This window comes from Shinella zoogloeoides, assembly GCF_030733845.1.
GTDB classification, from domain to species: Bacteria; Pseudomonadota; Alphaproteobacteria; order Rhizobiales; family Rhizobiaceae; genus Shinella; species Shinella zoogloeoides_C.
This window is the reverse complement of sequence record NZ_CP132313.1, coordinates 510669-532712: the sequence shown is the minus strand read 5'-3', so window position 1 is coordinate 532712 and position 22044 is coordinate 510669. Positions and strand designations below refer to the sequence as shown.

The following is a 22044-nucleotide window of genomic DNA, read 5'->3' as shown; positions in this document are numbered from 1 at the left end:
ACAGAGATACCCCCTCATCCGCCCTTCGGGCACCTTCTCCCCCTTGGGGAGAAGGGAGGGGCTGCCGCTCCTCCTCCGCTACGCTCTCAGTCTCGCCCTCCCCGGCAATCGCGATGCGCAGCAGCGGCGCCTTGACGGCGATGATGTCGCCGATCTCGGCACCGAGCCAGAGCACGGTGCCGTCCACCGGGGAGGGTATCTCCACAGTCGCCTTGTCGGTCATCACGGCGGCGAGCACCATGTCCTCGCGCACCGGATCGCCCGGCTTGACGTGCCATTCCACAAGCTCGGCCTCGGCCACGCCCTCGCCCACATCGGGCATCTTGATGACGAACTCGCCCATCCTCAGCCCTCCATCACTTCTTTGAGCGCCCGCCCGACCCGCCCGGGGCCGGGGAAATAGTCCCATTCCTGGGCATGGGGGTAAGGCGTGTCCCAGCCGGTCACGCGCACCACCGGCGCTTCGAGATTGTAGAAGCAGTGCTCCTGAATGAGCGAGACGACTTCCGCGCCGAAGCCGGAGGTCAACGTCGCCTCGTGTACGACGACACAGCGGCCGGTCTTCTTCACGGATTCCACGATCGTGTCGAGGTCGAGCGGCAACAGGCTGCGCAGGTCGATCACCTCCGCGTCTATCCCCGTCTCCTCGGCCGCCGCCAGCGCCACATGCACCATCGTACCGTAGGCGACGACCGTGACCGCGCTGCCCGGCCGGCGGATTTCCGCCTTGCCGATGGGGATGGTGTAATGCCCTTCCGGCACCTCACCGAGCTCGTGCTTCGACCAGGGCGTGACGGGCCTTTCGTGATGGCCGTCGAAAGGGCCGTTGTAGAGGCGCTTGGGTTCGAGGAACATCACCGGATCCGGATCCTCTATCGCGGCGATCAGCAGGCCCTTGGCGTCATGGGGATTGGAGGGGACGACCACTTTCAGCCCGCAGACATGGGTGAACAGCGCCTCCGGGCTCTGGCTGTGCGTCTGCCCGCCGAAGATACCGCCGCCGGTCGGCATGCGCACGACGATGGGGCAGGTGAAATCGCCGTTGGAGCGGTAGCGGATGCGCGCCGCCTCCTGGGTGATCTGGTCGTAGGCCGGATACATGTAGTCGGCGAACTGAATCTCGACACAGGGCTTCAGCCCATAGGCCGCCATGCCGATGGCCGTGCCGAGGATGCCGGATTCGTTGATCGGCGCGTCGAAGCAGCGGGTCTTTCCGTATTTGGACTGCAGGCCCTGCGTCGCCCGAAAAACGCCGCCGAAATAGCCGACATCCTCGCCGAACACGACGACATCGTCGTCCCGCCCCATCGAGACGTCCATGGCGCTACGCACGGCCTCGATCATCGTCATTCTTGCCATATCAGTATCCTGCCTTCTGCCGCTGGCGGCGGATATGGGCGGGCATTTCCGCATAGACGCCCTCGAAGATATCGCGCACCGAGGGTTTTCCCCCGGCATGCAACGTGCCGTGGCTTTCGGCCTGTTTCTGCGCCTGGATCACCTCGTCGAGGATTTCCGCCTCTGCCTGGGTATGGCGCTCCTCCGACCAGACCCCACGCACGATCAGGTGCTTCTTCAGCCTGAGGACGGGATCGCCGAGCGGCCAGGCTTCGGACTCGGTTTTCGGGCGATAGGCGCTCGGATCGTCCGACGTGGAATGGGCGCCGACGCGGTAGGTGACATATTCGATCAGCGTCGGGCCGAGATTGCGCCGCGCCCGCTCGGCCGCCCATTTGGCGACGGCGTAGACGGCCAGATAGTCGTTGCCGTCGACGCGCAGCGCCGGGATGCCGAAGCCGAGGCCGCGGGCGGCAAAGGTGCCGGAGCCGCCTCGTGCGATGCCCTGGAAGGTCGAGATGGCCCACTGGTTGTTGACGATGTTGAGGATGACCGGGGCCTTGTAGGTGGAGGCGAAGACGAGGGCGGAGTGGAAGTCGGATTCGGCTGTCGAGCCGTCGCCGATCCAGGCGGCCGCGATCTTCGTATCGTTCTTGATGGCCGACGCCATGGCCCAGCCGACGGCCTGGACATATTGCGTGGCAAGGTTGCCGGAGATCGTGAAAAAGCCGTGCGCCTTCGAGGAATACATGATCGGCAATTGCCGGCCGCGCAGCGGATCGGCCTCGTTCGAGTAGATCTGGTTCATCATCTCGACCATCGGATAGTCGTCGGCGATCAAGAGGCCCGCCTGCCGGTAGGTCGGGAAATTCATGTCGCCCTTGTCCAGCGCCTTGCGGAAGGCGGAGGAGACCGCCTCCTCACCGAGATGCTGCATGTAGAAAGAGGTTTTTCCCTGCCGCTGCGCCATCACCATGCGGGCGTCGAAGGCGCGCAGCTTCATCATGTTGCGCAGCCCCGTCAGCAGCTCCTCATTGGAAAGCAGACCGGCCCATGGGCCGATCGCCTCGCCTTCGCGATTGAGCACGCGGATGATGGAATAGGCGAGATCGCGGATTTCTTCGGGCGCGACATCAACCGCCGGCCGGGGCACGGCGCCGGCTTTCGCGATCTTGACGCTGGAGAAATCCGGCTGGCCACCGGGCCGGACCGCCGGCTCGGGGACGTGCAGGCTCAGATGCGGAACCTCGGTCATGCCCTGTCATACCTCCCATGCCGACCACCCCGCCGCGCTCCAGCAGCGGGCATGGCCCAAAGCCTACAGATTGCGCGCGATGACGATGCGCTGGACGTCGCTCGTGCCCTCGTAGATCTGGCAGATGCGGACGTCGCGATAGATGCGCTCGACCGGATAGTCCGCCATGTAGCCGTAGCCGCCATGGATATGGATCGCATCGGAACAGACTTTCTCCGCCATTTCGGACGCGAACAGCTTTGCCATCGAGGCCTCCGTGAGGCAGGGCATGCCCTCCTCCTTCAACTGGGCGGCGTGCAGCACCATCTGGCGGGCCACCTCGATCTGCGTCGCCATGTCGGCGAGGCGGAAGGCGACGGCCTGATGCTCGATAATCGGCGTGCCGAAGGCGATGCGCTCGCGCGCATAATCGCGCGCCGCCTCGAAGGCCGCCCGCGCCATGCCGACCGACTGCGATGCGATGCCGATGCGCCCGCCTTCGAGGTTGGAGAGTGCAATGCGGTAACCCTCACCTTCTGCACCGAGACGGTTTTCGGCGGGAATTCGCATGGCGTTGAAGGCGATCTGGCAGGTGTCGGAGGAATGGAGGCCCAGCTTCTGCTCGACGCGCACGACCTCGTAGCCCGGCGTGTCGGTCGGCACGATGAAGGCGGAAATGCCCTTCTTGCCGGCATCGGGATCGGTAACGGCGAAGACGATAATGACATTGCCGTTCTTGCCGGAGGTGATGAACTGTTTTGCACCGTCGATGACATAATGGTCGCCGTCGCGGCGGGCGCGGGTCTTCAGGTTCGAGGCGTCGGAGCCGGCCTGCGGCTCGGTCAGCGCAAAGCCGCCGATCCATTCGCCGGAAGCCAGCTTCGGCAGGAAACGCTTTTTCTGTTCCTCCGTGCCGTACTTCAGGATCGGCACGCAGCCGACCGAGCTGTGCACGCTCATGATGGTCGAGCAGGGACCGTCGCCGACGGCGATCTCCTCCAGCGCCACGGCATAGGCGAGCGCGCCGGTATCCGCGCCGCCATAGGCTTCCGGCACCAGCATGCCGAGAAAGCCGAGTTCGCCCATCTCCTTCAGCTCCTCGCGGGGAAAGCGGCTCTCCGCATCGCGCCCTGCCGCGCCCGGCGCCAGCCGCTCGCGGGCAAAATCGCGCGCCATGTCGCGGATCTGGGTCTGCTGTTCCGTCAGGATCATGTCCGGCCTCCTCCCGAAACCGTTCAGTGCCGTTCGATGGCGACCGCCGTCGCCTCACCGCCGCCGATGCAGAGCGTCGCCATGCCGCGTTTCATTCCGTAGCGCTCGAGCGCCGCAAGCAGGGTGACGAGCACGCGCGCGCCGGATGCGCCGATGGGATGGCCGAGCGCGCAGGCCCCGCCATGCACGTTGACCTTGTCGTGCGGCAGGTCGAGATCCCGCATTGCCGCCATGGCGACGACGGCGAAAGCCTCGTTGATCTCGAAGAGGTCGACATCGCCAAGGTTCCAGCCGGTGCGCTCGCCGAGTTTTCTCAGCGCGCCGATGGGAGCGGTCGCGAAGAGGTTGGGCGCCTGCGCATGGGTAGCATGGCCGACGATGGTGGCGAGCGGCGCAAAGCCCTGCTGCTCCGCCTGCGAACGCCGCATCAGCACCAGCGCGGCCGCGCCGTCGGAAATAGAGGAGGCGTTCGCCGCCGTCACCGTACCGCCCTCGCGAAAGGCCGGCTTCAGTGTCGGGATCTTTTCCAGCTTCGCCTTGCCCGGCTGTTCGTCGCAGCTGATGATCGTTTCCGACCGCCCCGCCTTCACGGTGACGGGAACGATTTCGGCGTCGAAGGCGCCCGTCTCGATGGCCTGCCGGGCGCGGGTCAGGGAGGTAACGGCGTAATCGTCCTGTGCCGGGCGGGTGAACTGGTAGGCCTCGGCGCAATCCTCGGCGAAGGTGCCCATCAGGCGGCCCTTGTCATAGGCGTCTTCGAGGCCGTCGAGGAACATGTGATCGATGACACGGCCATGCCCCAGCCGGTAGCCACCGCGCGCCCGGTCGAGCAGGTAGGGCGCATTCGTCATGCTCTCCATGCCGCCGGCCACGACAACCGAGGCGCTGCCGGCGGCGATGAGATCGTGCGCCAGCATGACGGCTTTCATGCCCGAGCCGCACATCTTGTTGACGGTGGTGGCCCCGGCGGCAAAAGGAACACCCGCGCCGATCGCGGCCTGCCGTGCCGGCGCCTGCCCCTGGCCCGCCGGCAGCACGCAGCCGAACACTGTCTCTTCGACGGCATCGGCGGCAACGCCACTGCGCTCCAGCGCCGCGCGGATGGCGGCCGCGCCGAGCTCCGGCGCTGTGGCATCCTTGAGGTCGCCCTGGAAGCCGCCCATCGGGGTGCGGGCCGAACCGACGATGACGATGGGGTCCTGCAGCATCATATCGAAAACTCCCTCAGCGCGGGGCCATGCGCAGCGCGCCGTCGAGGCGGATGACCTCGCCGTTCAGCATGACATTCTCACAGATATGGCGCACCAGCGCGGCGAATTCCGCCGGCTTGCCGAGACGCGCCGGGAAGGGCACGCTGCGCCCCAGCGAATCCTGCACCTCCTGCGGCATGCCGGCCATCATCGGCGTCTGGAAAATCCCAGGCGCGATGGAGACGACCCGGATGCCGTGGCGGGCGAGCTCGCGGGCGATCGGTAGCGTCATGGCCGCGACACCACCCTTGGAGGCCGCATAGGCCGCCTGGCCGATCTGACCGTCGAAGGCCGCGACCGAGGCCGTGTTCACAACGATGCCACGCTCCCCGTCCGCTTCGGGTTCCCCTCGCGCGATCGCCGTCGCCGCAAGCCGCGTCATGTTGAAGGTGCCGATGAGATTGATGCCGACGGTGCGGGCGAAACTGTCGAGCCGGTGCGGCCCATCGCGGCCGATCACCTTTTCGCCGGGTGCAACGCCGGCGCAATTGATCAGCCCATGCAGGTGGCCGAAGCGCGCCAGCGCCAGATCGACAGCCGCCTGCCCATCCGCCTCCTGCGTCACGTCGGTCTGGACGAAGGCTGCGCCGGCTCCGAGTTCTTCGGCGATACCGCGACCCGCATCGGCATTGACGTCGGCGATCACGACATTTGCACCCTCGCCTGCCAGCATGCGGGCGACGGCCGCGCCGAGGCCCGAACCGCCCCCGGTGACAAGAAAGGTCTTCGTGCGGATCAACATGGCTGCTCTCCCTCAGCGCATTCGATTTCCGTAAATCCGGTCCGAAGCGTCCTGCGGCCCTCCAAAGCCGCATACCCTCGGCGGGGCGCCGCCCCATCCGTCTTGCCTCACTCTATGACGGTGCGATATTGCATGCGATGACCAAAGCGTCTCGAACGTTCGGCCAGTTTTACCATATTCCGCAGGGCATGACGATGACGGAAACCGGACGGCGGATGATCTCGCCTTTCTTCGTGGAAGAAGCGCTCGACGGCCTGAGACGGCAGGGAAAATCGCCCGAGAGGGCGTTGGCCGTTGCCGGCATCGCCGTCCCTCTCGACACGCCCGTCTCCGCCGAGAGTTACGGGGCGCTTTGGCTCGCCATCGCCGCCGAGATGGACGACGAATACTTCGGCATGGGCGGAAGGCCGATGCGGCGCGGCAGCTTCACGCTGCTCTGCCACTGTGTGCTGCATGCCGGAACGCTCGATCAGGCGCTGCGGCGGGCGCTACGCTTCCTGAACCTCGTTCTGGAAGACCCGCAAGGCCATCTCCAGGTCGCCGACGGGCTCGCCCAGATCGTGCTCAACGATAGAGGTAATGCACGCTCCGCCTTCGCCTACCGTACTTACTGGATCCTGCTGCACGGCATTGCATGCTGGCTCGTCGGGCGGCGCATTCCGCTGAAAATGGTCGATTTTCGCTGCGCTGAACCTGATCACGGCGCCGACTACCGGCTGTTCTTCGGCGCGCCCGTGCGCTTTTTGCAGCCGGTCAGCCGGCTCGCCTTCGACGCTTCGGTTCTGAAGCTACCAATCGCCCGCAGCGAACAGGCCCTGAAACAGTTCCTGCGCAACGCGCCCGCCAACATCCTCGTGCGCTACCGCTACGATGCCGGCCTTGCCGCGAGCGTGCGCAAGCGCCTGCGGCAGGTGCCGCCGACAGCATGGAGTGCTTTTGATGACCTCGCCGCGCAGATGCGCATCTCACCCTCCACGCTGCGGCATCGCCTGCATGCCGAGGGCCAGAACTACGCCGCCATAAGGGATGAAATCCGTCGCGACCTTGCCATCGAGATGCTGCAGGCAACAACGCTCGGCGTCGGCGAGATCGCCACCCGCCTCGGCTTCTCAGAGCCCAGCGCCTTTCACCGTGCGTTCCGCAAATGGACGACGAAGAGCCCGGCGGCCTTCCGGCGAGAGAGACGGCATGGTTTTCGCTAGGAACTGGCGCGGTATTGGTTGGACAGGCCGCTCACCAGGAGGTGAAGTAGCTTAAACTGGAGGAGAGCTTATGGCTAAGCACCGCATATTTACGACCAGCGTTGCGAGCGTTTATCCGCACTACATCGCAAAGGCCGAAAAGAAAGGGCGCACGGCAGCGGAAGTCGACCAGATTATCTGCTGGCTGACCGGCTACGATCAGGAGACGTTACAAGCAAGGCTCGACGATAAGACCGACTTCGAGACCTTCTTTGCAAAAGCGCCTCACCTCAATCCTTCGAGAACCTTGATCACCGGCGTAATCTGCGGCGTCCGCATAGAGGAGATCGAAGAGCCGACCATGCGGGAGATCCGCTATCTGGACAAACTCGTCGATGAACTGGCCAAGGGAAAAGCTATGTCCAGAATCCTGCGGGAGGGCTAAAAGACGCGCCCTCCCGGCTCTACCAAGCTCTGGGGCGACAGACCAAGACATTTGGGAATTCAGCCATCGCTCCGGACGCGCTAGTCAACGGTCGCCAGCGGGCGAAGGCCCGCACGCGTGATACCTGCTACCGACCTCAGCCAGTCTCGCAAGATCAACGCTGCCGGTGACAGCTCGTAATTCGCGTTCCAGGTAAGATAATAGCCCCCTGGCGAATTGATCACGAGGTCGGTGAACCGGACCAAGGTGCCCTGCTCTACCAGATCCCCTACAATACGATGCCAGCCGATGACGAGGCCTTGATCCGCCATCGCCGCTTGCAGCGCAACGTTGAACTTGCCGAAGCGCCTGCCGTCGAACGTCGTATGCGGGAGACCTGCTGTGCGAAGCGCATCCGTCCAGCCGATCCAGTCGGGGCCTACCCAGTTCACATCCAGCAGCGGGAGATGCGGCAGGTCGGCCGTCACCGCGCCCGCATGTCTTGCGGCAAATGTCGGGCTGCAGACCGGGTAGACACATTCGTCGAACAGGAATTCGGAGGTTTCGTCACTCCATGTCCCGCGCCCGAAGCGAACCCGCAACTCAACCTCCGCACGGCGGAAGTTCCACATATCATCCGAAATCAGGTGATCGACCATGATCTCGGGGTGCCCCCGCCAGAAGTCCGGCATTTGCGGGATCAGCCACATGGTGGCGAACACGTCGCTGCAGGCAAGTTTTACGTTTTTCGCCCGGTTGCTCCGCTTGATCGACCTGACAGCATCGGATGTGCGCGAAAACGAGTTGGCAAGCACGCCATAAAGCTCCTCGCCTTCCGCGGTCAGCGTCACGCCTTTCCCGTTGCGAATGAACAGCTGAACGCCGATCTCCGCCTCGATCGCCTTCACCTGGCGGCTCACGGCACTCGGGGTCACGTTGAGTTCACCGGCCGCCAGTTTGAGGCTCGAATGGCGAGCTGAAGCCTCGAACACGGCGAGCGCCGTCAGCGATGGCAGTTCATAATATCGGCCCGTCATGCGCACCCCGCTCTTCCATTCCATATCGAAGGGCAAGACGACAAACCGATCAATGAAAATCGACGCGCACGAGTTCGTTTTGTGCCGAAAAGCGGTCGTCGAGGGGCCTCAGTCAACCTGAAGTCAACTCAGCTTGAGATTTTAGCGCATTGTCAGGCACGATCGAATGGCCTCAGATGGGAGAAACGCAGGCTGTCACCATAACCAGAACGGGGAACGACACCGCCTGCCGTGATTTGCATCGCGACCACATCTCTTGGGAAATCAGCCGGTGGAAAGAGCCTCTCTTCGCCCGGACGGCGCGTCGTCGTCCGCAATTCCAGACCGCATGACCGGGGTCCATCTCGTCGGCCACGGCGGGTTCGACAAACTCGAATACCGTCATGATCTTCCCGTCCCGCAACCCGGCCCAGGTGAAGTCCTGATCCGCGTCACGGCCGCGGGCATCAACAATACCGACATCAACACGCGCATTGGCTGGTATTCCAAGACGGTCAAGAGCGAGACCGGCCAGAACGCTTTGCAGGGCATAGAAAACCTGCGTGACTCCGATGCCAGTTGGTCAGGAGAGGCATTGAGATTTCCCCGCATCCAGGGTGCCGACTGTTGCGGCCGCATCGTTGCGGTCGGTCCGCAGGTGGACCCAGAACGCATCGGCGAGCGCGTCATCGTGCGCAACATGCTCCGCTCCTACGTCGGCTACCGTCCGATGGAATGCTGGACGTTCGGATCGGAATGCGATGGCGCGTTCGCGCAATATGCAAAGGCACCCTCCCGCGAGACCTATCGCATCGATTGCGATTGGAGCGATGCCGAACTTGCGGCCCTGCCCTGTGCCTTCTCCACCGCGGAAGGCATGCTGCATCGCGCGAATGTACGGCATGGTGAGCATGTGCTGATCACTGGCGCTTCCGGCGGCGTCGGTTCCGCAGCCGTGCAGCTTGCCAAGCGCCGGGGTGCAGTGGTGGCTGCCGTCGCCGGCAAGGAGAAGGCGGAGCAGGTCCGCGCCCTCGGCGCCGACCGGGTCATCGACCGGCGCGACAATCTCGTCGAGGAGCTCGGCTCGATGAGCATGGACATTGTCCTCGACGTCGCCGCCGGCCCGGCCTTTCCCCAACTGCTCGACGTTTTGAGGAAGGGCGGTCGCTACGCTGTTGCCGGCGCGATCGCCGGTCCTATCGTCGAACTCGATGTTCGCACCCTCTACCTCAAGGACCTCAGCTTCCACGGCTGCACCTTCCAGGACGACATCGTGTTCGAAAATCTCGTGCGCTACGTGGAGGCTGGCGAGATCCGGCCTGTCGTCAGCAAAACCTACCCGCTCGAAAACATCGTCGAGGCACAGAAGGACTTCATCTCGAAGACCTTCGGCGGAAAGCTTGTCCTCATCATCCAATGACGGAAGTCCCATGACCGATATCAGCATCAAACAGATCGATGTGTACCAGGTGGACCTGCCCTATTCCGGTGGTGTCTACACGCTCTCCGGCGGGCGCGAATACCGCAGTTTCGATGCCACCATCGTCAAGGTGACGACGAATGACGGCCTGGAAGGCTGGGGCGAAAGCACCCCCTTCGGTTCGACATGGATCGCTTCCCATGCCTTGGGCGTGCGGGCCGGCATTGCGGAAATCGCCCCGCATCTGATCGGTCTCGACCCTCGCCGTGTCGACCGCATCAACGACGCTATGGACGCCGCTCTGGTCGGGCACGACCATGCCAAGACGGCAATTGATGTCGCCTGCTGGGACGTGTTCGGCAAATCCGTCGGGCTGCCCGTTTGCGATCTGCTTGGCGGACGTACGGGCGTCCGCATGCCCGTTATTTCATCGATCTATATGGGCAACCCGGAAGACATGCGACGGCGCGTCGCCGAGCATCGGGCAATGGGCTATGTCGGTCACTCGGTCAAAATCGGCGGCGAGCCGGCAGAGGATGCCGAACGCATCGCCGCATCGCTGGCGGACAAGAAGCCGGGCGAGTTCTTCATCGTGGACGCAAATGGGGGCATGCTGGTCGAAACGGCGCTCCGGATGCTGCGGCTCCTGCCCGCCGGTCTTGATTTCGTGCTCGAGGCGCCCTGCGCGACCTGGCGGGAATGCGTGTCGCTCCGCCGGCGCACCGATGTTCCCATCATCTTCGACGAACTGGCAACCAATGATGCATCCATCGTCCAGTTGATCGGCGATGATGCCGCTGAAGGCATCGGCCTCAAGATATCGAAGAACGGCGGCCTCACGAAAGGGCGCCGTCATCGAGATATCTGCCTCGCCGCCGGTTACACGGTCAGCGTTCAGGAGACGACCGGATCCGACATCGCCTTTGCCGCCATCGTCCACCTTGGGCAGACGGTCCCGGAACGGAATTTGCGCTGCCTTCTGGAATGCCGGGACATGGTGACCGTGAAAACGGCCGACGGTCCGTTCGACGTCAGGGAGGGGCGCGTCGTCGCCCCATCGCTCCCAGGCCTTGGAATAACACCGCGTTTGGACGCGCTCGGAAACCCCGTTGCCACCTACGCCTAGACCGGCGCGGCAGAGCATCGGGATCAAACGCGCGGTCGAAAGGCGGCGGCCCGCGTGACGAATGCGCCGCCTGAAAAAGGGGAATAAAATGAAGACATATTTGCTTTCGACATCCGCGATCGTCGCATTGCTGTGGAGTATTTCGACGGCAAACGCTGCAGAATGTGGCGATGTGGTGCTTGCCGTACATAACGTCCAGAGTGCGGAGGTCCTGACCTTCGTCGACAAGTTCATCCTCGAAAACGGTTATGGCTGCACCGTGCAGACCGTCCCCGGCGATACCGTGCCGACGACCACCTCGATGGTCGAGAAGGGGGACCCCGACGTGTCTTCCGAGACCTGGATCGATCTCCTGCCCGAGATCGTCCCGCGTGGCGTTGCCGATGGCAAGATCGTGCTGGGTGCGCCCGTCCTGCCGGATGGCGGCGTCCAGGGCCTCTGGATTCCCAAATACCTTGCCGATGCGCATCCCGACATCAAGACGATCGACGATGCCTTGAAGCATCCCGAATTGTTCCCCGATCCGGAAGACGCGAGCAAAGGCGTCATCTTCAACGGTGCGGCCGGCTGGGGCGCGACGATCGTGACGGCGCAATTGTTCAAGGCCTACAAGGGCGAGGAAAAAGGCTTCCGACTACTCGATCCCGGCTCCGCCGCCGGTCTCGACGGTGCCATCGCGAAGGCCTACGAGCGCAAGGAAGGGTTCATCACTTATTACTGGGCACCGACGGCGCTTCTCGGCCGCTACGAAATGGTCATGCTTCAGCCGACTGTCCCGCACGACGCGGCGGAATGGAAGCGCTGCAACACCAATCTCGAATGCACTGATCCGAAGGTGAATGCCTGGCCCGTCGACAAGGTCTATACCGTCGTGACCAAGGCCTTCGCGGACCGCACCAGCCCGCAGGTCATGACCTATTTCAAGACGCGTGGCTGGAGCAACGACACTGTCGGCAAGCTCATGGCCTGGCAGACGGAGAACCAGGCCGCGGGTGAAGACGGTGCAAAACACTTCCTCGCGGAAAACAGGGACATCTGGTCGAAGTGGGTTCCGACTGACGTTGCGGAAAAAGTTGCAGCAGCCCTCTAGTCACAAATGCGCGCCGCCTCATGCGGCGCGCGAGCCAATCTCGCGTATCCTAAGCAACGCATGCCGAAAGCCGTCAACCACTGTACCCGCCAACACCCGCAAACCGCCTCCAGATTGACTGGCCCGGCGCAAAAAACCGGTGGTTCTCATCAGGAAAATTAGCTAATCTTAATAAATTGGCTGCGCACCGTTTCGCGTGCCGGGCGTGCTTGCATTCGACCGTCGGATGAGGAGGGATACGTGGGCATCGCTTCGATTCAGCGAATTCTTATCTTCCTGATATTGCTACTGCCTGTCGAGGCAATCTCCTCCGAACGATACGCGCTCCTGATTGGCAACAGCCGCTACGAGGTGGCGACCCCGTTACGTAATCCCGAGAACGACATCGAGCTCGTCGGGCCGGCGCTTGAGAAGAGCGGCTTTACCGTCACCAAAATAGCCAATGCCAAGGCGGCGGATATGCTGGCGGCGATGGATGCTTTCATTGCGCGCCTCGCGACCGTCGAAAATCCTGTCGTGATGGTCTACTTCGCCGGCCACGGCGTTCAGATCGCGGGTGAAAATTATCTGCTTCCCGTCGATACCAAGCTGGGCTCCGAAGAGGATCTGCGGTCGATCGCGCTCTCGCTGAGCGAGCTCGTGCGCCGTCTCGACGTGCTAAAGAGCAAGTTGCAGATCATCGTGCTCGATTCCTGTCGCGACAACCCCTTCGATCAAACCCGTGGCCTTCGACGGGGCCTTGCCACCGCGCCGGAACGGCTTGGTCGTATCCTCGCCTTCTCGACCTCCCCCGGCAATGTCGCGACTGATGGCGACACGGGAGCCAGTCCCTATGCGACGGCATTCGCGGAATCCGTGAGGATACCCGGCCTTTCCATTGAAGGTGTTTTCAAGCGTGTTCGCGCCACCGTGCAGGAGCGCACCGGGGGCAAGCAGGAGCCGTGGGAAAACAGCGCGGTCTATGGCGACTTCCAGTTTGTCGATGGCAGGTCCGCGGGCGGCAGCGACGAGGTGGCTTTTTTTGAGTTCGCTGCGTTAGCCGACAGTCAGGAGGCTTATCAAAAGTACCTGTCACGGTATCCGGAGGGACTGTTTGCAAGCCTTGCGCGTCAAAAGATCGAATTCATGGACAAGGATTTCAGTTTCCGGCGGCAGAGCGAGGCTTTTCGTCATTTCACGTTCGGCACATCCACGGACGACCCGTGCGGAAGAGGAGACTTCAGCAATGCAGACGGTCAAACGGCGAAGGACATTGCGGATGGAGAAATCATTCTCCTTGATCTGTATTTTCCATACGCCGATGCACCCTGCAAGAATACGGTATTCTTCGACTCGCTGCGCGATGTCGAGGGAAGCGGCTTCAGCAAGAATGTCATCTCTATCGATTATTTTGGCAGGACGTTCTATCGAACTGCGGCCAACATACCATTCGATCCGGTGCCGTATGCTGATTTCCTAGCGGGCTTCAACCATCTGATATTCACCTATCGCCGCATGCACGACGAGGGTGAGATCCTGGTCGAACTGGCGACACCGACGACGCAGGCCACCGACTATATTACGATCGATTCCTGTGAGGGGACGTGTTTCAGTGCTCAACTGCTCGCCAAGGCCCGGGTAGCTCCCGCAGAGGAGCTCCTGGCCTATCGGTTTGAGGTCGTCAACGCAGCCGAGCTGGGCCTGACATGGAAATATCAGAACACGCTTGGCAAGCTGAAGGAGCGCCAAGCCGCGGACGTCTCAGCGATCACGCAGCATGACAAGCCGTCGACTGAGCCTTTCCGAAAAGTCCGTACGGTTGCCGGATGGGATATCGTGGCCGTCCTTGATGAGGAAGGCCTTTACCTGCAGAATTGTCAGGCGATGCGCGGGAACGGCGCGGATCGCCTCGACGTCTTCCGCCTCGACCCCTATGGCGGAATCTCCATTGGCTTCGTCGATCGTCAACGGCGCTTCGCGGACGTAACGGGGCGGCCGTTCACGTACCGCGTCGATGGTAGCGAGATGCCATATATAACGCGGGTCACCTCGGGAAACGAAATCGCGTACAAAATCGCTTCAACACCGCAGGTTCTTCAGGCTCTGAAAACTGGCCGTGAAGTCGGGTTGCATGACGGAACGGCGAGCCTCGCCGGCTCGAACGCCATGCTTGCCGATTTGCAGGCCTGCATCGCAGCCTTTGGTGGCTAGCCGGGCAATCCCGGACTGTGATGGTGCATCACTCATCTTGAGCCGTCAGGAGACAAGGCACGCCGCGTCTTCGAGACGAGCCGCAAGCGCGTGACCAGTCGATGCCCGCCTTACGGAAACTTGACGAATTGATCAGTTTACCAGCGTCGGTTGCGGCAGGGTCCGTGCCGTCACCGGGCAACCTTCCTGAATCTTCGTCCAGGACGAAACGTTGAGCTTCATTTCGCAGCGCGCGAGATAGGAGCCGCCGTCGACATTCAGGCAGGATACCTCGCCGAGCTCGAACATGATGCCGCGATTTCGGCATTTGCAATTATGGGCATCCGCCCAAACAGGAACCGAGGCGATGGCCAGGCCAAGGATGAGCACTCCAACACGCATGGCTGATGCTCCCGACAATTGCCCTCTACATTACGCCTGCCCGAAGGCGTCGTCAAAGCAGCCACCGATCAGCCGAGGTGGAATCCCGTTTTGCAGGCCCCTAACTAATCCTTAAGTTTAATTTGTAAAATAATACACGCAACGCAAGAGTTCAGGGCATCATGCAGGAAAGACCAGACAACCGGGAATATACCACCCACCGCCTGGAAAACCGGGTCGAACAGGGCCTCGCGAACTATCTGCAGATCGATCTCAAGCGACTCGTCCAGTGGCTGCGTATAAAGTACAGATGGATCATTGCGGTTGCGATCGTCGGCCTCCTGATCGGTGCGGACTATAGTCTGCTTGCCGCGCGGCGTTACACGGTCACCAGCGAAATCCTCGTCGATCCAGCGGGGTTCAAGGTGGTCGACGACGACCTTTACCGGCGGAACGAGGATCGGGACACGCAGCTCCTCAATGTCGACAGCAAGCTGCAGACATTGTTGTCGCGCAATGTGCTGATGCGTGTGGCTGAAAAGCTCGACCTCACCAATGATCGCGAATTCGTGCCGAAATCCTGGTTCAGCCTGGTCAATTTCAGTTTCGGTCTGGGGTCGGAGACCGCCACGCCCCCGGAGGTTATCGCGCTCGATGCGCTGGAGCGGCGCGCTTCCGCCCGACGCGACGAAAATTCCTTCGTCATCATCCTCACCGTCTGGTCGCAGACCGCCGAAAAGAGCGTGCGCATCTCCAAAGCGCTGATCGAGGAATTCCGCACCGAGCTCAGTGTCGCCGATTCCGATGGCGCGGGCCGCGTGACCACTTCGCTGGTCGGCCGGCTGGTCGAGCTGAAGGCCGGCGTGACCAAGGCGGAGGAAGCCGTGGAAACTTTTCGCCGGCAGAACGACCTGCGCATCAGCCGGGGTGAACTGTCGAGCAGCCGATCCATGTCGCAGGTCGATACCCAGCTTCGCGAGGCGCGCGAGCGGCTGATCGCCGCCGAATCCCGCTACAAGCAACTGATGTCGGGCAGCGGCGATTTCGCGGTCATGCAATCGACGACGCTGGCCACGCTGCGCACCGAGTTTGCGACGGCCAAGCAGCAGGCCGATCAATATGCCGTTGTCTACGGCACGCTGCACCCGCGCTACAAGGGTGTGCAGCTCAACGTGAAGACGCTGGAGCGTGAAATCCAGAATGAAACGCGACGGCTGAGCCGCGCGGCTGAAAACGAATATGCCCAGGCGAAGGATGTCGTCGAGGAACTTGAAAAGGAAGTGTCGTCCGTTTCGAACGATCTTTTCTCCGAGAACGATGCCGAAGTGAAGCTGCGTGAACTGACACGCGAGGCCAGTGCGCGAAGCGCCGTCTACGAAGCCTTCCTGGCGCGTGCGCGGCTGACGGCGGAACGCGAACAGCTCGACTCGACCAATATTCGCGTCATTTCGGACCCCGTCGTGCCGCGAACCCGCTCCTGGCCGCCGAGCGTGCCGCAGGCATCGCTGTTCGGCCTTGTCGCCGGGCTTGCGCTCGGGGTGGTCGGTGTGCTCGGTTATGGCATTCTGCAAGATATCGCCCGCTCGCAGGATCCCGCCTTGAAGGATTTGACGCAGGAGCAATGGCCGCATCTGCCGCAACGCCACTATGCCCGTGGCGAGATGACATCTCTCCTCAACAAGGATGTTCTCGGATGACGATGGGTGTGGATATTCACCATGGCGAAATACGCAAAGTGTGAAGCTTTTGACGGCATGATGGCTCCACTGCGGCAAGGTTCGATCACGAAGGACGGGATGCAACATCAATGCAGACAGGAGGCTCGAACGGCATCGCGTTGCGGCGGCGCGTCATCCACGACGCCCTCGTTATCGATCTATGCGCGGGCCGGGCACGCGAGCAGGAATGACATCCCATGATGACCGTCCTCAACTGCGTCTATCATCAGCACAATCCTTGGCTGGTTCTCGCCGCTGCCGTGGTCTGTATCATCAGTTCGTGGGGCGTGATCCGGTTGCACGGCCGGGCGCGTGATCGCGAGGGCCTTCAGAGGGTCGTGTGGAACTTCCTCACGGCTATCCTGGCCGGTTCCGCGATCTGGTCGACGCACTTCATCGCGCTGCTCGGCTTCGATGCGGGCGTGCCCGTGGAGGTGGACCCGGCTCTGACGGTGCTTTCCCTGCTCGTGGCGATGGTCGGCACATCCGTCGGCTTCTGGGTCACGACCTTGGGATCCCAGCGTCTTTCACCGGCCCTCGGTGGCGCCATCGTGGGGCTGGCAATCGTCGCCATGCACTATTCCGGCATGATCGCCTACCGGGCGAAGGGGATCATTTCCTGGGATTGGCCTTATGTCTATGCGTCCATCCTTCTCTCGGTGACCATTTCGGCCTGGGCGCTTCACGTCGCCAGCTGCAAGGCTGGGAAACACGCGATTACATTCGCGTCGGCCCTGCTGGTGCTGGCGATCGTCCTGCTCCATTTCACGGGCATGACGGCGTTCAGGGTCGAACCGCTGATGATCGACGCCAGCGTCTCGAATCCGGTTGCGTTGCAAGCGCTGGGCTTCGCCGTCGCCGGGGTCGCATTTCTCATCGGCTGTGCGGGCCTTGCAAGCTATCTCATCGACGACGGCGTGCGGGCGGATTCCTACCGGGAACTGCAGAAGATGGCCATGAGCGACGGCCTGACGGGCCTGGCGAACCGCCGCGGTTTCCAGGAACGGCTCGAACAGGAAATCCAGATCGCAAACGCGACCGGCAGCAGTTTTGCGCTTGTCGGTATCGATCTCGACCGGTTCAAGGAGATCAACGACCTTAGAGGACATGCGGCCGGCGACGCGGTCCTTCGTGTCCTCTCGCACCGCATGGCCGCTACGCTCTCCAGTTCCGAGTTTGCCGGCCGGGTGGGCGGAGACGAGTTTGCAGCAATCCACCGCATGGAATCGCAGGCGAGCCTCATGGATTTCGTCGGAAGGCTTGAAGCGATCCTGAACGCACCGATCGATTTTGACGAGTACCATGTTCTGCCGGGTGCGAGCATCGGTGTTGCGATCTATCCCGACAACGCGGCGGACAAGGCAACGCTCATCAACAACGCCGACCTGGCGATGTACCGGGCCAAGGCCGATGTTTCCCGTGCCGTCTGTTTCTACCAGTCGTCGATGGACGAGACGGTGCGGCAGCGGCGCAGCCTTGCCAACGACCTACGCGAAGCGTTGGAGCGGGACGAACTCACCATCCACTATCAGGTCCAGACCGTCATCTCCTCCGGCGAGATCATAGGCTACGAAGCGCTCCTGCGCTGGGAACATCCGGTAAGGGGCTTCATCCCTCCGACAGAGTTCATCGGCATCGCCGAGGAGAACGGGCTGATCCTGCAACTCGGCGAATGGGTGTTGCGCACTGCCTGCATGAAGGCTGCGACCTGGGAGCCGCCCTACAAGATTTCGGTCAACATCTCGGCCGTGCAGTTCGCCTACACCAATCTTCCTGATGTCATTGCGGCGATCCTGAAGGAAAGCGGCCTGGTGCCGGAACGGCTCGAGCTCGAACTGACGGAAACGACCATCTTCGCGGACAAGGACCGCGCATTGCGAATTCTGCGGCAGATCAAGGATCTGGGGGTGAATGTGGCGCTCGATGATTTCGGGACCGGCTACTCTTCGCTCGACACGCTTCGTTCGTTCCCTTTCGACAAGATCAAGCTCGACCGCTCCTTCATCATCGAACTCGAGTCCAGTCCGCAAGCAAAAGCCATCATCCGGGCCGTGCTCGCACTGGGGCGCAGCCTCAGCATTCCCGTCCTCGCCGAAGGAATCGAGACCGAAGGGCAACTCGCCCTTCTCAAGAAGGAAGGATGCGATGAAGCGCAAGGCTACCTTCTCGGCCGCCCGGCCGCTCTCGAGCACATTCTAGCAAGCGGGCAGATCGCGATCATGGACCGGAGCGCCCGTGCAAGCCTCGTGCCGGCTTCCCCTGCGGAGAAGATCGCGGCCGGGCGTGAGGAGAGCAAGCAGCTAGCCGACGCCGGCTCCCTCGCCGAACGCGGCTGGAGCATACGCCGAAGGTAGTGGCGCGATCCGCTAACCCGTCTCGTTGCCGCCGACCGGAAGACCTCGGAAATGCTCCATCGTTTCGTCCAGCTGCACCCACTCGTGCTTCGATTGCTCGAATACCGACATCGCCGGTGGCACGAAAACCGGGTCAGCGAAGCAACCCACCGCTACCCCGACAATGGATGGCGAAGCGTCGGCCTTCCAATAGACGGTCGAGCCGCACGCCGGGCAAAAATGCATCCGGACCTTACGGCCGCTATCGGCAGTGCGAATGAATTCGGTTGATGTTCCGGATATTTCGACACAGTCGATCGCGTAGAACGCGTTCGCGCTGAATGCCGCACCGGTTCTGCGCTGGCAGGCAAAGCAGTGGCACAGCGCTGTCAATTGCGGCGGTTCTCTGAATGTCAGTCTGAGTGCGCCGCAGGCGCATTGGGCATTGGTCATGGAAACTCCTCCCGCTGCTTGCGGTTAGATTCGATGAATTGAAGAGGGAAGAAACGCAGGCGCGACAGCAATTCATGCTGTTGGCGATGCAAAAGGGCGAGGCCTGGATACGGCTTCAGGCCCGTCGAAAGATCGAGATAGCGCGCGAACCGCCGAAGTCCAGAGGAAGACCTCGTCTGCCTGCTATTCGCGGTTCCATTTCCTACGAGCGAGGATCAAGATGCCTCTTTCATGGCAGTCCGCAGAACATCGTTGATCCGGTCCTGCCAGCCCGGTCCGTCCGCCTGAAAATGGGCGAGCACGTCGCTATCGATTTTCAGCGAAATCAGCTCCTTGGCGTTCGGGATGGGAGGCCTTTCGACGGCTGGCGCGGCCGCCTTCTTCGCAGGCTTGAACAGGGCCTCGGCGGCATCCTTGGGGTTGGCGTGTCTTCGTGGTGTCGTTGCCATCATCGATTCCTTCGTCGTTGTCCGGTTGTGCTCCTTTCCGGGCGGTCTGTCGAGCAATGCTGTTCAGCGGCCGGGTTTTTGACGCGAGGAACACGCGGACACTCAGGATCTACCTTGGGAAACGACGAAGGCGCCCCCGCCGGCAAGCGGAGGCGCCTCAAGGTCCAGATATCGATCAGTTCGCCTTGTAGTCCGTCCAGGCGCCGTCACGCACGGTCTTCAACTCGATGGCGACCGGCGTCTCGGTCTGGCCATTGGCGTCGAACGTGATCGTGCCGGTGGCGCCCTCATGCTTAATCTTGCGGATGGCGGCCGAAAGCGCCGGCTTGTCGTCCTTGCCGACCTCATTGATCGCCTGGATCAGCACGTTCGTCGCGTCGAAGGCATATTTCGTGTAGGGGCTGGCGGCTTCCGCAAAGCCCCGCGCCGCATAGTCGGCATCGAGCTTCTTCAGGTTGTCGGTGACGGCCGCGGCCGGATAGGAGACGATGGCGGCCTGCGCGGCATCGCCGGCAACGGCGATGAATTCCGGATCGTACATGCCCGATGTGCCGAGCATCGGCTTGTCGAGGCCGACTTCCTTCATCTGCTTGGCCAGGATGCCGGCTTCCGTGATGACGCCGCCGAAATAGATCGCGTCGATGTTCTTCGATTTCAGCGCCGTCAGGATGGTGCGGAAATCCGTCGAGCCGACCGGCAGGAGATCGGTCGAGACGATCTCGCCGCCCGCTTCCGGCACGAAGGCGCTGACGGCGTCGGCATTCGCCTTGCCGAAATCGGACGTGTCGGCGACGATCGCGATGCGCTTGGCGCCGAGCGTCTTGACCGCCCATTCGGACAGCGGCTTGTTCTCGGTCAGCAGCGTCGGCGTGACGCGGGTCACTTCCGGCAGGTTCTGCTGGGTGATGGCGGGCGAGATCGCACCCCAGACGACCAGCGGCGTCTGGAAGCGGGCGAAGACCGGCATGGTGGCGAGCGCCACCGGAGAATTCCAATGGCCCGTCGCGGCCGCCACCTCGGGATCGTTGACGAGCTTCATCGCGGCCGAAACGCCGGTCTGCGGATCGGACGCGTCGTCCAGCACCACGCCCTCGAATTCATAGGCGCCGTCGGCCTTCGCATTGGCCTGTTCGATGGCGAGCAGGAAGCCGTTCTTGGCGCCGAGGCCCTGCTGCGCATTGCCGCCCGAGAGTGGGCCGAGGAAGCCGAGCTTCACCTTCGTCTTGTCGGCGTGGGCCGGAGCCACGAAGGCGAGCGTGGAAAGCAGGAGCCCCGCCAGTACCGCGCGGCGGCTAATCGTCGAATATGCCATCAAATCCTCTCCCATGATGAGCTCCCGCGCGGACGGCGCAGGACTTAGTTCCCGATATAATTTATTGATTTCGCTTGGCGAAATCTCTTTCGCACGTTCGCGTTGTCGTTCTTTTGGAAGGGACCTTAGCGTCGGGCGGACAAATCCTTAAAGTCGTTTTTGCTGAGCCTGTGCTTCGGAAAAAGCTATGCCGGATTTGCGTCTTTTCAATTTACGCCCCGGCTTCGTTCTTGCATCCTCCGCCGCAAAACAGGGAACAGTTTTCAAACCGGGAGAGGTCGCTATGGATAGCCTTCTCGTCCAGTACCTCATGAATTGGATGGTACTGGGCAGCATCTACACGTTGGTCGCCATCGGCTTCAGCCTGCTCTTCGGCCTGCTCAATGTGATCCACTTTTCCCATGGGGACGTCTCCATGGTCGCGCCCTTCGTGGGGCTGGCGGCGCTCCAGGCGCTGCTCGGCACGCTTGGCGGCCCCGGCGCCATGGCGGTGGCGCTGGTGCTCGCCATCCTTGCCACCGGCCTTGTCGGCATCGGCGCGGACAGGCTGGTGATCCGCCGCTTCCGCCGCTCGCCGGCCATGATGGCGCTGGTGGCGACCGTCGCGCTTGGCACGGTGGTGCGGGAGCTGATCCGGGCGATCTATCCGCAAGGGTCCAACCCCAAAGCGTTTCCGGCGATCGTCGAGGGCACCCTGTCCCTCGGCGCTGCCCAATTCTCCTTGCAGCCGGTCCTCATCATCGTCACCTCGGTTTGCGTCGTCGTGCTGATGTATGTGCTGTTGCAGAAAACCCCGATCGGCACCCGCATCCGGGCCGTCGCGGAAGACCGCGAGACGGCGCGGCTGATGGGCATCTTTCCCGAACGCGTCTTCGCCTTCACCTTCTTCCTCGCCTCGGCGGTGGGCGCGCTCGGCGCGCTGTTCTTCGCCAGCCATGCCGGCGTCGTGCGCTTCGATTTCGGCGTCCAGCTCGGCCTCATCGGCTTTTCCGCGGCCGTCATCGGCGGGCTCGGCTCGATGAGCGGGGCGATCCTCGGTTCGCTCGCCATTGCCGGCATCGAGGCCCTCGTGCAGGCCAACATGGCGGACGGCGCCTCCTACCGGCTCGTCTTCGTTTTCCTGCTGGTGATCCTGATGCTCTGCGTGCGCCCTTCCGGGCTGCTCGGCAAACCCGTCGTCGAAAAGGTCTAGGCGC

The 22044-nt window shown here is 62.5% G+C and carries 19 protein-coding genes and 1 pseudogene; 9 read left to right on the top strand and 11 right to left on the bottom strand.

What is annotated here, in order from left to right:
- Positions 1 to 94: 94 nt before the first annotated feature.
- From Q9316_RS25800 to Q9316_RS25350, 6 genes and pseudogenes are all read right to left on the bottom strand, one after another.
- Positions 95 to 343 (bottom strand): annotated as a pseudogene (locus Q9316_RS25800) (biotin/lipoyl-containing protein); the annotation flags it as partial.
- 2 nt (positions 344 to 345) lie between these two features.
- The gene (locus Q9316_RS25370; protein WP_306036036.1) at positions 346 to 1359 is read right to left on the bottom strand and encodes an alpha-ketoacid dehydrogenase subunit beta; all 1014 of its coding nucleotides are present in this window, start codon (positions 1357 to 1359) and stop codon (positions 346 to 348) included.
- Position 1360: 1 nt separating this feature from the next.
- Positions 1361 to 2593, bottom strand: a complete 1233-nt coding sequence (locus tag Q9316_RS25365; RefSeq protein WP_306036035.1) for a 3-methyl-2-oxobutanoate dehydrogenase (2-methylpropanoyl-transferring) subunit alpha — start codon at positions 2591 to 2593, stop codon at positions 1361 to 1363.
- A gap of 63 nt (positions 2594 to 2656) precedes the next feature.
- Entirely contained in the window at positions 2657 to 3784 is a 1128-nt protein-coding gene (locus tag Q9316_RS25360; RefSeq protein ID WP_306036034.1) for an acyl-CoA dehydrogenase family protein, read from the bottom strand.
- A 23-nt stretch (positions 3785 to 3807) separates the two neighbouring features.
- Positions 3808 to 4995 carry an acetyl-CoA C-acyltransferase gene (locus tag Q9316_RS25355; RefSeq protein WP_306036033.1) on the bottom strand — a complete coding sequence of 396 codons (1188 nt, stop codon included), beginning with the start codon at positions 4993 to 4995 and terminating at the stop codon, positions 3808 to 3810.
- Positions 4996 to 5008: 13 nt separating this feature from the next.
- A complete protein-coding gene (locus tag Q9316_RS25350; RefSeq protein ID WP_306036032.1) occupies positions 5009 to 5776 on the bottom strand; it encodes a 3-hydroxyacyl-CoA dehydrogenase in 768 nt (255 codons plus the stop codon).
- Positions 5777 to 5970: 194 nt separating this feature from the next.
- Between Q9316_RS25350 and Q9316_RS25345 the strand changes: the two genes are divergently transcribed.
- Both Q9316_RS25345 and Q9316_RS25340 read left to right on the top strand, forming a co-directional pair.
- The gene (locus tag Q9316_RS25345; protein ID WP_306036031.1) at positions 5971 to 6978 is read left to right on the top strand and encodes an AraC family transcriptional regulator; all 1008 of its coding nucleotides are present in this window, start codon (positions 5971 to 5973) and stop codon (positions 6976 to 6978) included.
- Positions 6979 to 7048: 70 nt separating this feature from the next.
- Positions 7049 to 7402: a DUF2200 domain-containing protein gene (locus Q9316_RS25340; RefSeq protein ID WP_306036030.1), complete on the top strand. Its 354-nt coding sequence runs from the start codon at positions 7049 to 7051 to the stop codon at positions 7400 to 7402.
- An 80-nt stretch (positions 7403 to 7482) separates the two neighbouring features.
- Here the strand turns inward: Q9316_RS25340 and Q9316_RS25335 are convergent, their stop codons facing one another.
- Positions 7483 to 8454, bottom strand: a complete 972-nt coding sequence (locus Q9316_RS25335) for a LysR family transcriptional regulator (protein ID WP_371878067.1) — start codon at positions 8452 to 8454, stop codon at positions 7483 to 7485.
- Positions 8455 to 8746: 292 nt separating this feature from the next.
- On the opposite strand from Q9316_RS25335, the gene Q9316_RS25330 reads away from it, so the two are divergent.
- The 4 genes from Q9316_RS25330 to Q9316_RS25315 all read left to right on the top strand — a co-directional run bounded on the left by Q9316_RS25330 (position 8747) and on the right by Q9316_RS25315 (position 14223).
- A complete protein-coding gene (locus Q9316_RS25330) occupies positions 8747 to 9817 on the top strand; it encodes an alcohol dehydrogenase family protein (protein ID WP_306036376.1) in 1071 nt (356 codons plus the stop codon).
- A 19-nt stretch (positions 9818 to 9836) separates the two neighbouring features.
- Positions 9837 to 10943 carry a mandelate racemase/muconate lactonizing enzyme family protein gene (locus tag Q9316_RS25325; protein WP_371878092.1) on the top strand — a complete coding sequence of 369 codons (1107 nt, stop codon included), beginning with the start codon at positions 9837 to 9839 and terminating at the stop codon, positions 10941 to 10943.
- A gap of 88 nt (positions 10944 to 11031) precedes the next feature.
- A complete protein-coding gene (locus tag Q9316_RS25320; RefSeq protein ID WP_306036028.1) occupies positions 11032 to 12033 on the top strand; it encodes a glycine betaine ABC transporter substrate-binding protein in 1002 nt (333 codons plus the stop codon).
- Between the two features lie 240 nt (positions 12034 to 12273).
- On the top strand, positions 12274 to 14223 hold the full coding sequence (locus tag Q9316_RS25315; RefSeq protein ID WP_306036027.1) for a caspase family protein: 1950 nt from the start codon (positions 12274 to 12276) through the stop codon (positions 14221 to 14223).
- Between the two features lie 132 nt (positions 14224 to 14355).
- On the opposite strand, the gene Q9316_RS25310 is transcribed toward Q9316_RS25315, so the two are convergent.
- Positions 14356 to 14604, bottom strand: coding sequence for a hypothetical protein (locus Q9316_RS25310; protein ID WP_306036375.1), 249 nt, complete (start codon positions 14602 to 14604; stop codon positions 14356 to 14358).
- 161 nt (positions 14605 to 14765) lie between these two features.
- On the opposite strand from Q9316_RS25310, the gene Q9316_RS25305 reads away from it, so the two are divergent.
- Complete coding sequence (locus tag Q9316_RS25305) at positions 14766 to 16280, top strand: GumC family protein (RefSeq protein ID WP_306036026.1); 1515 nt, start codon at positions 14766 to 14768, stop codon at positions 16278 to 16280.
- A 218-nt stretch (positions 16281 to 16498) separates the two neighbouring features.
- Complete coding sequence (locus tag Q9316_RS25300) at positions 16499 to 18655, top strand: putative bifunctional diguanylate cyclase/phosphodiesterase (RefSeq protein WP_306036025.1); 2157 nt, start codon at positions 16499 to 16501, stop codon at positions 18653 to 18655.
- 12 nt (positions 18656 to 18667) lie between these two features.
- Here Q9316_RS25300 and Q9316_RS25295 read toward each other — a convergent pair whose 3' ends face one another.
- The 3 genes from Q9316_RS25295 to Q9316_RS25285 form a co-directional block, all read right to left on the bottom strand.
- Complete coding sequence (locus tag Q9316_RS25295) at positions 18668 to 19087, bottom strand: GFA family protein (protein ID WP_306036024.1); 420 nt, start codon at positions 19085 to 19087, stop codon at positions 18668 to 18670.
- 215 nt (positions 19088 to 19302) lie between these two features.
- Positions 19303 to 19536 (bottom strand): BrnA antitoxin family protein, encoded by a 234-nt coding sequence (locus Q9316_RS25290; protein WP_306036374.1) that lies wholly within the window; start codon positions 19534 to 19536, stop codon positions 19303 to 19305.
- A 175-nt stretch (positions 19537 to 19711) separates the two neighbouring features.
- The gene (locus Q9316_RS25285; protein WP_306036023.1) at positions 19712 to 20848 is read right to left on the bottom strand and encodes a branched-chain amino acid ABC transporter substrate-binding protein; all 1137 of its coding nucleotides are present in this window, start codon (positions 20846 to 20848) and stop codon (positions 19712 to 19714) included.
- A 283-nt stretch (positions 20849 to 21131) separates the two neighbouring features.
- Between Q9316_RS25285 and Q9316_RS25280 the strand changes: the two genes are divergently transcribed.
- Positions 21132 to 22040, top strand: a complete 909-nt coding sequence (locus Q9316_RS25280) for a branched-chain amino acid ABC transporter permease (RefSeq protein WP_306036022.1) — start codon at positions 21132 to 21134, stop codon at positions 22038 to 22040.
- The last annotated feature ends 4 nt before the right edge of the window (positions 22041 to 22044 follow it).